Below are 14,567 nucleotides of genomic sequence, written 5' to 3'. Positions count from 1 at the left end.
CGGCGCAGCACGATCGTTCCCATGACCACTGCCGCGTTCTGTTGCCTCATCGCTTGGTGCCTGCTGCTGGGCGTCATCGACATCCATGCCCGCCGTCTTCCCAACGCGCTGACCGGCGCCGGCGCGGCCGCGGTGTTCCTGTTCGCCTGCTCGACAGGGGAATTGGAGACCGCGGTGATCGGTGCCGCGCTGTTGACGATGCCGTACCTGATCACCCACCTGCTCTCCCCGGCCGCCCTCGGGGCCGGTGATGTGAAGCTCGCGGTGGCGCTCGGGGCCGCCGCGGCGATCGCCGGACCGCCGGCCTGGGTGTGGGCCGCGGTGGCCGCGCCACTGCTCACCGCCGCGGCCGCGGTGATGCTGCTCGGCGGTGCTCGGCTGCGTACGGTGCTCGGCCGTGGTTCGCAGCGGGTGCGTGCGGCACCGCGTTCGGTGCCGCACGGCCCCGCGATGTGCCTGGCCACGGTGACCGCGATGGCGCTGGCATGAACGGCGGCGCGACGCGCCGAGACGATCTCGGCGACGGGGTGTCCTCGGGGGTCCGCAGCAGGCCGGATCGGCCGGATCGGGGCGGTGGCCGCCACCGCGCGGCCCGGCTCGGCGGCAACGTGCCGGTTGTCACGTCGGCCCGCGTTCCCGACTACACGTGTCGACATGGGAAGATGGTCGGCGTGTTGCGCTGGATAACTGCCGGAGAATCCCATGGTCCCGCTCTCGTCGCCCTCCTGGAAGGGATGGTCGCCGGAGTCGAGGTGACATCGGACGATGTCTCCGCACAGCTCGCCCGCCGTCGGCTCGGTTACGGGCGCGGCGCCCGGATGAAATTCGAGGCCGACAAGGTCACCCTGGTCGGTGGCGTCCGCCATGGCCGCACCATGGGCGGTCCGGTCGCGATCGAGATCGCCAACTCCGAGTGGCCCAAGTGGACCGAAGTGATGTCGGCCGATCCGATCGATGAGACCGAACTCGCCGGAATGGCGCGCAACGCGCCGCTCACGCGCCCGCGTCCCGGTCACGCCGACTACTCCGGGATGCTCAAGTACGGCTTCGACGATGCCCGCCCGGTGCTCGAGCGCGCCAGCGCGCGCGAGACCGCGGCCCGGGTCGCCGCGGGCACACTCGCGCGCAACTTCCTGCGTCAGGCCTTCGGTGTCGAGGTCATCTCGCACGTGGTCTCGATCGGCGCCGCCGCCAATACCACCGGCGTCACGCCGGGCCCCGCCGACCTCGACGCGATCGACGCCAGCCCGGTGCGGGCGTTCGACGCCGAGGCCGAGGCCGCGATGATCGCCGAGATCGAAGCGGCCAAGAAGGACGGCGACACCCTCGGTGGGGTCGTCGAGGTGATCGTGGACGGCCTGCCCATCGGGCTCGGCTCGTTCGTCAGCGGCGAGCAGCGCCTGGATTCGCGCCTGGCCGCCGCCCTCATGGGCATCCAGGCGATCAAGGGCGTCGAGGTGGGCGACGGGTTCGAGACCGCGCGCCGCCGCGGCAGTCTCGCGCACGACGAGATGCGTCCCGGCCCCGACGGCGTGCTGCGCTCGACCAACCGCGCGGGCGGGCTCGAAGGCGGCATGACCAACGGCGAAGCACTGCGGGTGCGCGCCGCGATGAAACCGATCTCGACCGTGCCGCGCGCGCTGTCGACGGTGGATATGTCCAGCGGTGAGGAAGCCGTCGCCATCCACCAGCGCTCCGACGTGTGCGCGGTGCCCGCGGCGGCCGTGGTCGCCGAGTCGATGGTGGCGCTGGTGCTGGCGCAGGCCGCGCTGGAGAAGTTCGGCGGCGACTCGCTGGCCGAGACCGTCGACAACATCACCAGTTACGTCAAGCGGATCGGTAGCCGCCCACACGTGCCCGCGGACAGCCGTATCCCGTGACCGAGCAGGAGCAGGAGGGGTCCGCGCCGGAGAGCGACGCGGACCCCTCACCGGCGATCGTCGAGCCCGGAGCTCCTGACACCGGCGACGACCGGACCGCACCATCGGCACGCGTGGTGCTGGTCGGGCTGCCCGGTTCGGGCAAGTCGACCATCGGTCGCAAGCTGGCCAGGGAACTCGGGGTGGAGCTCTACGACACCGACGCGGGGATCGAGGCCGAGACCGGTCGCACGATTCCCGATATCTTCGCCACCGACGGTGAAGCGGAATTCCGTCGGATCGAGGAAGCCGTGGTGCGCAGCGCCGTGCTCGAGCACGGCGGCGTGGTCTCCCTCGGCGGTGGTTCGGTGCTGTCGGCACGGACCAGGGATCTGCTGCGGGACGCTCTCGTCGTCTACCTGGAAATCAGTGTGTCCGAAGGGGTTCGGCGTACCGGTGCCAGCAGTACCCGGCCACTGCTCAACGGTGTCGACCCGGCCGCCAAATATCGGGACCTGATGCGCGAGCGTCGCCCGCTCTACCGCGAGATCGCCTCCGTGCGCGTGCGGACCGACGGGCGAAGCCCGGGCCGGGTGGTGCGGATGATCCTCACCAAGCTCGGTCTCGAGTCGGTGCGCAGCGATCCGCAACCCGCGCGTGCCACCATCGCGAACACCTCGCCCGCTTCGGGTTCGGTCACCGGCAGGCCCGGTACGGGCAGCAATCGGTCCAAGAACCGGCGACGCGCCAGGGCACGTGCCGCCGCCGCGCGCCGAAGCGGTGCCGACCAGTCGGGAATAGCGGCAGTGGAACGCCGCGACGGTCCGGATGACCGGAACCATTCGGGCGCAACTCAATCGGTGACCGAGCGGGCGACAGTCGAGGACACCACCGGCGCCGCTCGCCCGACGAATGCGACGCAGGGCGAGTCGCGTACGACGGCCGGTCGACGGTCCCGACGCAACAGGTCGCGCCGGGGCAGTGCGCGGATCAGGTCGGCAACCAGCGCCGCCACCCGGGAAACGGGCAACGCGGTGGCCGAGAACCCGGAGAGTCGCGCGAGCGCGAGATCAGCGGGCCGCGCGAGTGCCACCGACAGCCAGCCGGGCAACGGCACCACCGACGCGGGCAACCGCAATGCCGGTGCCGTTGGTCGGACGGGTAGCCGCGCGGCTCCCGGTGGTCGAGCAGGCGGGCGCGGCGCGGTCGCGGGAACCTCGGCGAACAGTCGCGCCGTCGGGCGCAGCAGGCGGGCGGCCAGCCGCGAGGCAGGCGCACCGGGTCGGGCGGGCCAGGGCGGCGAACCCGCCGGCCCCTCGGGCCCGGCTACCTCCGACCCTTCGGCGGACAACCGGACGAAGGCACCGCAACAGGTGCAGCGCAATGGACCACCCGGCGACGCCGACCGTGGGACGAACGCCGACGAACGCCGGCGACGCGCACAGCCGCGCCGACGCGGCGGACGACGCAATAACACTGACCAGAAAGAATCGGAGCAGCGCACGTGACAGAGCCGAACATCATCCAGGTTCGCACCGCCGACCCGTACCCGGTGATCATCGGCCGCGGGCTGCTCGGCGATCTCGTCGAAGCGGTCAACGCGGGCAATGCCGTGCGGACAGTGGCGATCTTCCATCAGCCGCCGCTGGCCGAAACCGCCGAGGCGGTGCGTAAAGCACTGGCCGACACCGGAATCGACGCGCATCGCATCGAGATCCCCGACGCCGAGGACGGCAAGGAACTGGCCGTGGCCGGTTTCTGCTGGGAGGTGCTCGGCCGGATCGGCCTGACCCGCAACGACGCCATCGTGAGTCTCGGTGGCGGCGCCGCCACCGACCTGGCCGGCTTCGTCGCCGCCACCTGGATGCGCGGGGTGCGCATCGTGCACGTGCCGACCACGCTGCTGGCGATGGTCGACGCGGCGGTCGGCGGCAAGACCGGCATCAACACCGAGGCGGGCAAGAACCTCGTCGGTAGCTTCCACGAGCCCAGCGCCGTGCTGGTCGACCTCGCGACCCTGGAAACGGTGCCGCGCAACGAGATCGTGGCGGGCATGGCCGAGATCATCAAGGCCGGTTTCATCGCCGACCCGGTGATCCTCGACCTCATCGAAGCCGACCCCGAGGCCGCCCTCGACCCCACCGGCGACGTGCTGCCCGAACTGATCCGCCGCGCCATCCAGGTCAAGGCCGATGTGGTCGCCGCCGACCTCAAGGAATCGAGCCTGCGCGAGATCCTGAACTACGGCCACACCCTCGGCCATGCCGTCGAGCGCCGCGAGCGCTACCGCTGGCGTCACGGCGCGGCGGTGTCCGTCGGCCTGGTGTTCGCCGCTGAACTCGGCCGCCTGGCCGGCCGTCTCGACGACGCCACCGCCGATCGGCACCGCACCATCCTGGAGAGCGTGGGCCTGCCCGTCTCCTACGACGGCGACGCCCTGCCCCATCTGATGGACGCGATGCAAACCGACAAGAAGACCCGTTCGGGTGTGTTGCGTTTCGTGATCCTGGACGGCCTGGCCAAGCCCGGCCGCCTCGAAGGGCCCGATCCGTCGCTGCTGGCCGCCGCCTACTCGGCCATCGCCCGCGACACCACCCCCGGCGCGTCGCCGATCATGCTCTGAGATCAGGGTCCGCTGGCTGCCTGTGCCCCGACATCATGTCGGGGGCGGGCAGTCTCGCGGCTGTTCCGTTGCCGGAGAGAACGATTCCGCTCAGCTCGTGGTGGCGAGTTCCGGTTGCTCCGCACCTGTCGCGGATTCGTCGGAACGGCCCGAGCGGGACAGACCGAAGGCGACACCCACCAGCGCGGGCAAGAAGATCAGCAGCAGGATGAACGATGCCGCGGAGGTGAGCTCGTAGAGGATCCCGGCGTCGCCGAGTTCGATTCCGGGCACCTGGTCGAGCACCCAGCACACGGCCGAGCTGGCCAGGCCCGCGGCGAACCCGGCGGCCAACCAGCGGACGGTGAGGTTGTCGGTGCCCGTACGGCCGTCTCGCACGGCCCAGGTGACAACGACGCCGACGATGACGAGCAGGCACGCCGCGCGCCAGAAAGTGCCGTAAGTAGGCCAGGCGGCCATGGCGACGCCGAGCAGGACGCGCAGGGCGACGACCAGCGCGCCGAGGATGGTGGCTCGTAACACCCAAGCGGTCATGAGGAACACCTTAGCGGGACAAAACTAGAACCGGTGTCAATTCGGCGGATCGGTCGAACGCGCCGAGAAACCGGCACCATCGAGCCCCGACCCGCCTACGGATCGGCACGCCACGACCAGCGTTTCCGTGACAGCCGCAGCAGCTCTCCGCGTGCCGGCGACAGCCGCTGCGCTTCGCCGCCGCCGAGGATGCCGGTTGTCCGGACCGAAGACCGGCACCAGACGCGCGGTAGCACTCGGCGGTGGTCGCCGAGCCCGGCGTCTACTGCCGTGGAAGGGCTTGTTCCAGCGCGGCAGCCATCGCCGCCCTCGGCGCGGGCCGACCGGTGAACAGTTCGACCTGTCCATAGGCCTGATTCAGCAACATCTGCAGTCCACTGACCACCGTGTGCCCCGCGGCCTCGACCGCGGACGCCAGCGGGGTCGGCCACGGGTTGTAGATAGCGTCGAGCACGACCGGCGCCACGGCTACCGCCGACGCGATCACCGCGGCGGCCTCGGCGGGCACAGTGCTCACCACCGCACCGGCGGACCCACACGCCACGCGCACCTGCTCCGCCTCGAGCGCGACGGTCGTAGCCCGCATACCGAGCCGGTCGGCCAATTCCAGTGCGCCGCGCGCCCGCCCGGCGTCACGGGCGATCACCGTGACCTTCGTCGCCCCGAGCTCGGACAGGGCCAGCAACGCGGGCCTCGCGGTTGCGCCCGCACCGAGCACCACGGCCTCGTCGATCGTCGAGACGCCACCACCGCGCAGCGCACCGAGGACGCCGTCGACATCGGTGCAGTCCGCCGACCATCCGGCATCGGTGCGCACGAGGGTGTTGGCCGAGCCGACCAGCACCGCGCGTTCGGTGCGCTCGGCGGCCACCGCCAGCGCCGCCTCCTTGCCCGGCATGGTCACCGACAGCCCGACCCACTCCGGGCCCAGCTCACCGACGAGCCCGGGCAGTCGCGCGGCATCGCATTCGATCCGCTCGTAGCTCCAGTCCAGGCCCAGTGCGCGGTAGGCGGCCAGGTGCAGCTGGGGTGAGCGCGAATGCGCGATCGGCTGACCGAGCACAGCGGCCCGACGGCTCATCTCAGCGCCCACTGTCGAGAATGCCGCTCTGCTCGGCCTTCACGATATTGCGCAGGTGCTCGGAATAGCTCTCGGTGAACAGCGTGGTGCCCTTCTTGTCGATCGTGACGAAGTACAGCCACTTCCCCGGCTCCGGATTCTCCATCGCCTGCAGGGCTTTGAGCGAGGGCGCGGAGATCGGGTTGGCGGGCAGGCCCGACATCGCGTAGGTGTTCCACGGCGTCACGGTGTTGCGGTCGGCGTCGGTGGTGGCGACCTCGGTTTCCTCCAGCGAGTAGTTCACCGTCGAGTCGAACTGCAACGGCTGGTCGATCCGCAGCCGGTTGACGATGACCCGCGCGACCTTCGGCATGTCCGGCGCCAGCGCCTCGCGTTCGACCAGCGACGCCGCGATCAACGTCTGGTACGGGTTGAGCTGGGTTTCGGCGCCCGAACGCAACAGCCCGGTGGACTCGTACAGCGTCGCACTCGCGGTGATCAACTGCCGCAGGATCTGCACCGCACCACCGGTGGGATCGAAATCCAGAGTGCCCGCGGAGATCAACCCGTCGAGCTGCCTGCGCCGGTCCGGTGCGGCCGCGACCGCCGCCTTGGCCCAGTCGGGCACCCCGAGCGCGGCCAGGTCGGCACTGGCGCCCGCGGCATCGAGCTGCTCGTAGGTGACGCACTTCGCGGCCGAGCCCGCTCCGAGGCAACTCGCGGCGGCGATCTTGGTGTAGATGCCCTCCGTGGGAGCGCCGGTGTGGACATCGCGCCGAGTGTGCAGCTGACGCCCCTCCGAGATCACCACGTTGCCGACGCGCGAGCTCTTCGACACCAGCGAGGTGACCGCGTGGGCGGCGGGGCTGTTCTTCTGGACCGCGTAGAAACCGGGCTGCACGCTGTTCATGTTCGAATTGCGCACGGCCGCTTCGTAGAACGCTTCCGAGCTGGCGACGACACCCTTGTCCTTCATGGTGTCGGCGATCTGGATGGCGGTGTCCCCGGAATGCACCTGGACCACCACGAGTTCGCCGGGCGGGCCCGCGAAATCCTCGGCGGGCGCGAGGCTGCCCATCAGTTTGTACCCGGCGAATCCGGCGGCGGAGACGACCAGCACGACGAACACGGCCGCGATCACCCACATATTGCGGCGCCGTTTCTTGCGTTCGGCCGCCTTACGCGAGGCGATCCGCGATTTGGCGCGTCCCGACTGCCTGTTCCGACCCGACGGTTTCGCGGGACCGGCCCCCGCGCGCGGGCGACCACGTTCGGCCGGTGCGGCGCGTTGCCCGACCCGGCGCGGCGGGGGGGCCGGCTCCGGCTCTGGTTCCGGCGCGGGACGGTCGTCCACGGCCTGGTTGTCGTAGACCTCGTCCTCGTAGCGCGGGATGACGTCGGTGCCGTCCTCGTCCCACTCGCCGCGATCGGGCGCCACGTCCTCGCGCGCCGTGCGGGCATCGAGCCCCCAGTCGTCGCGGCGGGGGTAGCGCCGATCAGCTTCCCGAGCCCGATAGCGTTCCTCGGCTCTGGCCCATCGGTCGGTCATGCATCGTCTCCGACCCTCGCCGTGTCTGCTGAATCTCTCAAGCAGTCCTTCAACACCGAACTCCGCTCGTCCAACCATCCTTGCAGAATCGACACGGCTGCCGCCTGATCGATCATCTGCCGCTGGCCACGTGCGCGAACTCCACTGTCGCGCAGCGCACGTGCAGCAGATACCGTAGTCAAACGTTCGTCGGAAAGGCGGACCGGAATCGGGTCGATCACCCGACGCAACTGCTTGGCAAACTTACGCGCGATCGCGGCCGCGGTGCCGTTTTCGCCGCGCAACGTGCGTGGCAGACCGATGATCACCTCGACCGCTTCGTATTCCCGCACAATGTCGGCAATTCTCGCGATATCCGTGGGTGGACCCGCACGCCCACCGGATTTGGCACGCGCGACGGTCTCGACGGGAGTGGCGAGGATGCCGTCGGGGTCGCTCGAGGCGACTCCGACGCGCACGCTACCGACGTCGATCGCGATCCGACGGCCCCGACCCGGGTCGGTGTTCGGGTCGGGACGGTCGGCGGATTCCTCGCTGGACGAACCAGGGGTTGTCATCAGCCGGCGAGTTCGGCCACCCGGGCACGGACCGCGGTCAAACCGGCCGGGATGCCCGACGGATCCGAGCCCGCGCCCTGCGCCATCTCCGGCTTGCCGCCACCGCGCCCGGCGATACTCGGCCCGAAGGCCGCGACCAGATCACCCGACTTCACGCCGAGATCCTGGGCGGCCTTGTTCACGGTCACCACGAACGGCGCCTTGCCCTCGACACTGCCGAGCAGCACGACCACCGCGGGCTCGCTGCCGAGGCGGCCACGAATATCGGTGGCCAGCGTCCGCAGGTCGCCGGCCGACACGCCCTCGGGCGCCGCGGCGGCCACCAGACGCACCCCGCCGACCCGCTCGGCCTGCTCGGCGAACGTGCCCGCCGAGGACAGCACCGCGGCGATCTTGGTGCGCTCCAACTCCTTCTCGGCCACCTTGAGCCGCTCCACGAGCTGCTCCACGCGACCGGGCACCTCGTCGGAGGGCACCTTCAGCGACGACGCGACACCGGCCAGCAGCGCGCGTTCCTTGGCGAGGTACTTGTAGGAGTCGAGGCCGACGAAGGCCTCGACGCGACGCACCCCGGAACCGACCGAGGCCTCACCCAGCAGGGTGATCGGGCCGATCTGTGAGGAGTGCTCCACGTGGGTGCCGCCGCACAGCTCCATCGAGAACCGGCCGCCGATCTCCACGACGCGCACCTCGTCGCCGTAGTTCTCGCCGAACAGCGCCATCGCGCCCATCTTCTTGGCGTCGGTCAGATCGGTGACGAAGGTGTTCACCGGGAAGTCCGCGCCGACAGCGTCATTGGACACTGCCTCTATATCGGCCTTCTGCTGATCCGACAGCGAACCCTGCCAGTTGAAGTCGAAACGCAGATAGCCCGGCTTGTTCAGCGAACCGGCCTGGACGGCGTTGGGACCGAGGATCTGACGCAGCGCGGCGTGCACCATGTGCGTGCCGGAATGGCCCTGGGTGGCACCGCGACGCCAGGCCGGATCCGCCTGCGCGAGCACGACATCGCCCTCGGTGATCTGTCCCGACTCGACGGTGGCCTTGTGCACCCACACCTTCTTGGCGATCTTCTGCACGTCGTTGACCTGCAGCTTCAGACCCGAGGCGGTGATGGTGCCGCGGTCGGCGATCTGACCGCCCGACTCGGCGTACATCGGGCTGCGATCGAGGATGACCTCGATGTCGTGGCCTGCCGTGGCCGCCGGGACGCGCACGCCGTCGGCGATCAGGGCCAGCACGGTGGCCTCGGAGGTCAGCTCGTCGAAGCCGGTGAACTCGGTGGCGCCGCGGTCGACCAGTTCCTTGTAGACGGTGAGGTCGGCGTGCGCGTGCTTGCGGGCCTGGGCATCGTCCTTGGCACGCTTGCGCTGCTCGGCCATCAGCGAGCGGAAACCGTCCTCGTCGACGGAAAGGCCTGCCTCCGCGGCCATTTCGAGGGTGAGGTCGATCGGGAAGCCGTAGGTGTCGTGCAGCGCGAACGCGTCGGAACCGGTGATCTGCTTGCCGCCCTTGGACTTCACCGCGGTGGCCGCGTTGTCGAACAGGGTCTCGCCGGTGTTGAGGGTCTTGAGGAACGCCGTCTCCTCGCCGACCGACACGGTCTCGATGCGCGAGAAGTCGGTGGCCAGTTCGGGATAGGACGGCGCCATCAGATCGGTGACGACCTTGATCAGCTCGGCCATCACCGGCTTCTCGGCGCCGAGCAGGCGCGCCGAACGCACGATGCGGCGCAGCAGGCGGCGCAGGACGTACCCGCGGCCGTCGTTGCCGGGGTTCACGCCGTCGGCGATGAGCATCGCGGCGGTGCGGGCGTGGTCGGCGATCACGCGGAAACGCACGTCGTCGGTGTGCTCGACGCCGTAGGAGCGCCCGGTGAGTTCTTGGGCCTTGTCGATGATCGGACGCATGAGGTCGGTCTCGTAGACGTTGTCCACGCCTTGGAGCAGGAACGCGACGCGCTCGACGCCCATGCCGGTGTCGATGTTCTGCTTGGGCAGTGGGCCCAGGATCTCGAAGTTGTCCTTGCCGATGCCCGCGCCACGCTCGTTCTGCATGAACACGAGATTCCAGATCTCGATGTAGCGGTCCTCGTCGGCCTCGGGGCCGCCCTCGACGCCGTACTCGGGGCCGCGGTCGTAGTAGATCTCCGAACACGGGCCACACGGGCCGGGAATGCCCATCGACCAGTAGTTGTCGGCCATGCCGCGACGCTGGATACGGTCGGTGGGCACGCCGAGCTCGAGCCACATCCGCTCGGCCTCGTCGTCGTCGAGATAGACGGTGACCCACAGGCGCTCGGGGTCGAAGCCGTAGCCGCCGTCTTCGACACTGTCGGTGAGCAGCGTCCAGGCCAGCTTGATGGCCTCACGCTTGAAGTAGTCGCCGAAGCTGAAGTTGCCCGCCATCTGGAAGAACGTGTTGTGGCGAGTGGTGATGCCGACATTCTCGATATCGAGGGTGCGCACGCACTTCTGCACGCTGGTCGCGGTGGCGTACGGGGGGGTCTGCTGACCGAGGAAATACGGAACGAACTGGACCATGCCCGCATTGACGAACAACAGGTTGGGGTCGGCCAGGATCAGCGAAGCACTTCCGACCTCGGTGTGTCCGGCACGGACGAAATGGTCCAGGAACCGTCGTCGAATCTCGTGGGTCTGCACAAATACCCAGCCTACCGGGCCGGTGCGGGTGCTTTTTCATCGACCGGGGTGGTCGGCGCCACGCCGGTAGGTCATCTGCCGCGGATGATGCGGCGCAGCTTCTCCAGGCGCGGGGCGATGGTGCGTTCGTTGCCGTGGTCGGTGGGCAGGTAGTAGTCGGTGCCGACAAGTTCGTCGGGTGGGTACTGCTGGGCCACGACGCCCTCGCGGTAGTCGTGCGGGAATTTGTAGCCCTTGGCGTTGCCCAGCAGCGCGGCGCCCGCGTAGTGACCGTCGCGCAGGTAGGGCGGGACGGCACCGGCCTTGCCGCGCGAGACATCGGCCATCGCCGTGCCGATCGCGGTGGTGACCGCGCCGGATTTCGGGGCGGTCGCGAGGTGGATGGTGGCCTGCGCCAGGGCGAGTTTGCATTCGGGCAGGCCGACCTGTTGGACGACCTGGGCTGCCGCGGTGGCGGTCTGCAGGGCCATCGGGTCGGCCATGCCGATGTCCTCGCTCGCGTGGATCATCAAGCGGCGTGCGATGAATCGGGGATCCTCGCCCGCGGCGAGCATCCGGGCCAGGTAGTGCACCGCCGCGTCGACATCGGAGCCACGAATGGACTTGATGAACGCGCTGATCACGTCGTAATGCTGATCGCCCGCACGGTCGTAGCGGACGGCGGCCTTGTCGACGGTGGCCTCGACCGTTGCCAGGTCGACGGCACCCCCGGTCGCCGACTCGACCGACGCCTCCAACGCGGTGAGCGCGCGACGCGCGTCCCCGCCCGCGATCCGGACGATGTGCTCGATCGCCTCTTCGCTGACGGTACAGGCGCCGTCGAGACCGCGCGGATCGCTGATCGCGCGGGCGAGGACGGCGCGGATGTCGTCGGGAGTGAGCGGTTGCAGCTGCAGCACGAGCGAGCGCGACAGCAGCGGGGAGACCACGGAGAACGACGGGTTCTCCGTGGTCGCGCCGACCAGCAGCACGACCCGGTTCTCGACGGCGGCCAGCAGCGCGTCCTGCTGGGTCTTGGAGAAGCGATGGATCTCGTCGATGAACAGCACGGTCTGCTCGCCCGCGGCGAGTCGGCGCCGGGCGAGGTCGATCACCGCCCGCACCTCCTTGACACCGGCCGAGAGCGCCGACAGCGCTTCGAACCGGCGGCCGGTGGCCCGCGAGAGCAACGAGGCCAGCGTGGTCTTTCCGGTACCGGGAGGGCCGTAGAGCAGCACCGATGCCGCACCCGAGCCTTCGACGAGCCGACGCAGCGGGGATCCGGGACCGAGCAGATGCGCCTGGCCGATCACCTCGTCCACGTTCTCCGGACGCATGCGCACGGCGAGCGGTGCGCCCGAGTCGCGACGGAACACCGCGTCGGCGCCGGGTTCGGCGGACGCGTGTTCGCCGGGCACGTCGAAAAGGCTGTCGCTCACGGTGTGCAGGGTACCGAGGCCCTCGGACAGGTCCGCGGAGCTCACCATCGGGCCCCCGGTATCGACCAGGACCTTCCGCGAAGATGGACAGCTGACCAACATTCGCCGCGCGGACTTGCGCCCGAGCGATTCGTGGGTTGTGATCGCTGATCGTGGTCGAAAACAACAGCGCCGTACCCTCTCGACAGGCCGGGTTCGCCCGCCGCACCCTGTTCGCCGGTTCCACGGCAGTGGCAGCGGTCGCGGTGCTCGGCACCGGCGCGCCCGCGCTGGCAGCGGGCACCGTCTTCCGGCACGGTGTCGCCTCCGGCGATCCCCTGCCGGGCGCGGTCATCCTGTGGACCAGGGTCACGGTCGCCGAGGACGCCGTCCCCGGCTCGGGGATCGGCGACGCGACAGCGGTGCGCTGGGAGATCGCCACCGATGCCGGCTTCGGCGCGCTCGCCGCGACCGGCACCGTCACGACCTCGGCCGACGCCGACCACACCGTCAAGGTCGACGCGACCGGACTCGCCCCCGGCCAGGACTACTTCTACCGCTTCACCGCGCACGGCGAGACCTCCCCCGTCGGCCGCACCAGGACCGCGCCCGCGCCCGATCGCGAGGTCGACCGCCTTCGCCTCGGCCTGGTCTCCTGCGCCAATTGGGAGGCGGGCTGGTTCGGCGCCTACCGGCATCTGGCCGCGCGCACCGATCTCGACGCGATCGTGCACCTGGGTGACTACCTCTACGAATACGGCCGCGGCAAGTACACCGGCCGCAACGGCGCGGTCCGCGCGCACGACCCGGCGAACGAGATCCTCACCCTCGCCGACTACCGCACCCGCCACGGCCAGTACAAGACCGATCCCGACCTGATGGCCCTGCACGCGGCGGTGCCGTTCATCTGCACCTGGGACGACCACGAGTCGGCCGACAATTCCTGGCGCGAGGGCGCCGAGAACCACGACCCGGCCACCGAAGGCCCCTGGGTGGACCGCAAGGCCGCCTCCACTCGCGCCTACCTGGAGTGGATGCCGGTGCGCGCCACCCGCGCCGACGGCCAGGTGCAGATCTACCGCCGCTTGCGATTCGGCACGCTGGCGGAACTGTCGATGCTGGATCTGCGCACCTACCGCGACGAGGAGGCGGGACCGGGCGCGGGCTGGCGCCACGCCGACGACCCGTCCCGCACCATCACCGGCCGCGCCCAAATGGAGTGGCTCACCGCGGGCCTCACCTCCTCCCCCACCCGGTGGAAGCTGGTCGGCAACTCGGTGATGATCGCGCCGCTGGTGTTCCCGCCGCTGGAACCGGCCACCACCCAGGCCGTCACCGAGGCGCTCGGCATCCCGCAGGGCGGCATCACCGTCAACGGCGACCAGTGGGACGGCTACACCGCCGACCGCGCCACCCTGTTCCGGGCGATCGCCGACAACGAGGTGGGCGAGGTCGTGTTCCTCACCGGCGACATCCACACCTCCTGGGCCGCCGATCTGCCGCGCAACCCCGCGAACTACCCGGGCGGGGCGACCGTCGGGGCGGAGTTCGTCATTCCGTCGGTCACCTCCTCCAGCGTCGGCGACCTGCTGAGAATGCCCGCCCGCACCGCGTCGGTGCCCGCGGAGGAAGCCATCAAGGCGGCCAACCACCACCTGCGCTATGTCGAGCTGGACTCGCACGGATTCGGCGTGCTCGAGGTGACCGCGGCGCAGACGCAGATGGACTGGTTCTACCTCGCCGATGTCACCGATCCCGCGACAGGCGTGCGGCACGGCGCGTCGTTCGCGGTTCCGACGGGCGGACGGCTGGAACCGCGAGCGACTCCGCTGCACTGACCGGGGTTCGTCGCGACGCCGGGGAAATCGGCGCAGAATTCTTCGCCAGAGGTTGTCGATCGCGCCCGCCCTCGCTCGTCGAGTGAGTACGGCACCCGACGAGCGGGCGGCCCCACACCCGAAGGAGCACATCATGAGCCAGTACCTGGTCCTGATCTACGGCGACGAAGCCACCTACGCCGCGTACTCCCCCGCCGAGACCGGCGACATGCTCGCCGCGCATCGCACCTTCCAGCAGATCGCCGGTGAGGCCAACCTGGGTGGACAGGCCCTGCAGCCCACTGTGACCGCCACGACGATCCGCCGCGATGCCGATGGCGCGGTCGTCATCACCGACGGCCCGTTCGCCGAGGCGAAGGAAGCGCTGGGTGGCTACTACCTGATCGAGGCGCCCGACCTGGACGCCGCGATCGCGATCGCCGCACAGGTTCCCGCCCCGACCGGTGGCGTCGAAGTGCGCCCGATCCAGGTCTTCCCGCAGCCGTGA

General features: G+C 70.0%; 11 protein-coding genes and 1 pseudogene. 6 read left to right on the top strand and 6 right to left on the bottom strand.

The features are described from left to right. Positions 1-21 precede the first annotated feature (21 nt). The 4 genes and pseudogenes from NA12_RS18265 to aroB all read left to right on the top strand — a co-directional run bounded on the left by NA12_RS18265 (position 22) and on the right by aroB (position 4,482). Positions 22-489, top strand: a complete 468-nt coding sequence (locus NA12_RS18265) for a prepilin peptidase (RefSeq protein WP_067452302.1) — start codon at positions 22-24, stop codon at positions 487-489. Positions 490-671: 182 nt separating this feature from the next. Then, positions 672-1,880: a chorismate synthase gene (gene aroC / locus NA12_RS18260; RefSeq protein WP_067452509.1), complete on the top strand. Its 1,209-nt coding sequence runs from the start codon at positions 672-674 to the stop codon at positions 1,878-1,880. Positions 1,881-1,936: 56 nt separating this feature from the next. Beyond that, positions 1,937-2,692, top strand: a pseudogene (locus tag NA12_RS34690) (shikimate kinase); the annotation flags it as partial. 671 nt (positions 2,693-3,363) lie between these two features. Continuing rightward, positions 3,364-4,482 carry a 3-dehydroquinate synthase gene (aroB, locus tag NA12_RS18250; RefSeq protein ID WP_067452297.1) on the top strand — a complete coding sequence of 373 codons (1,119 nt, stop codon included), beginning with the start codon at positions 3,364-3,366 and terminating at the stop codon, positions 4,480-4,482. Positions 4,483-4,572: 90 nt separating this feature from the next. On the opposite strand, the gene NA12_RS18245 is transcribed toward aroB, so the two are convergent. The 6 genes from NA12_RS18245 to NA12_RS18220 form a co-directional block, all read right to left on the bottom strand. Continuing rightward, positions 4,573-5,016, bottom strand: coding sequence for a B-4DMT family transporter (locus NA12_RS18245; protein ID WP_067452507.1), 444 nt, complete (start codon positions 5,014-5,016; stop codon positions 4,573-4,575). A 262-nt stretch (positions 5,017-5,278) separates the two neighbouring features. Beyond that, positions 5,279-6,097 carry a shikimate dehydrogenase gene (locus tag NA12_RS18240; RefSeq protein WP_067452294.1) on the bottom strand — a complete coding sequence of 273 codons (819 nt, stop codon included), beginning with the start codon at positions 6,095-6,097 and terminating at the stop codon, positions 5,279-5,281. 1 nt (position 6,098) lies between these two features. Then, the gene (locus NA12_RS18235; RefSeq protein ID WP_067452291.1) at positions 6,099-7,625 is read right to left on the bottom strand and encodes an endolytic transglycosylase MltG; all 1,527 of its coding nucleotides are present in this window, start codon (positions 7,623-7,625) and stop codon (positions 6,099-6,101) included. After that, positions 7,622-8,182, bottom strand: coding sequence for a Holliday junction resolvase RuvX (ruvX, locus tag NA12_RS18230; RefSeq protein ID WP_067452288.1), 561 nt, complete (start codon positions 8,180-8,182; stop codon positions 7,622-7,624). The genes NA12_RS18235 and ruvX overlap by 4 nt, the downstream gene beginning before the upstream one ends. Beyond that, a complete protein-coding gene (gene alaS / locus NA12_RS18225; RefSeq protein WP_067452285.1) occupies positions 8,182-10,845 on the bottom strand; it encodes an alanine--tRNA ligase in 2,664 nt (887 codons plus the stop codon). Before alaS ends, ruvX begins: the two co-directional genes overlap by 1 nt. Before the next feature lie 71 nt (positions 10,846-10,916). Then, a complete protein-coding gene (locus tag NA12_RS18220) occupies positions 10,917-12,311 on the bottom strand; it encodes a replication-associated recombination protein A (RefSeq protein WP_084472878.1) in 1,395 nt (464 codons plus the stop codon). 104 nt (positions 12,312-12,415) lie between these two features. On the opposite strand from NA12_RS18220, the gene NA12_RS18215 reads away from it, so the two are divergent. Then, entirely contained in the window at positions 12,416-14,080 is a 1,665-nt protein-coding gene (locus NA12_RS18215) for an alkaline phosphatase D family protein (protein WP_067452282.1), read from the top strand. Positions 14,081-14,213: 133 nt separating this feature from the next. Beyond that, positions 14,214-14,567 (top strand): YciI family protein, encoded by a 354-nt coding sequence (locus NA12_RS18210; protein ID WP_067452499.1) that lies wholly within the window; start codon positions 14,214-14,216, stop codon positions 14,565-14,567.

This window comes from Nocardia alba NBRC 108234 (genome assembly GCF_001612665.1).
GTDB lineage: Bacteria > Actinomycetota > Actinomycetes > Mycobacteriales > Mycobacteriaceae > Nocardia > Nocardia alba.
This window is presented reverse-complemented; position numbering and strand designations above follow the sequence as displayed.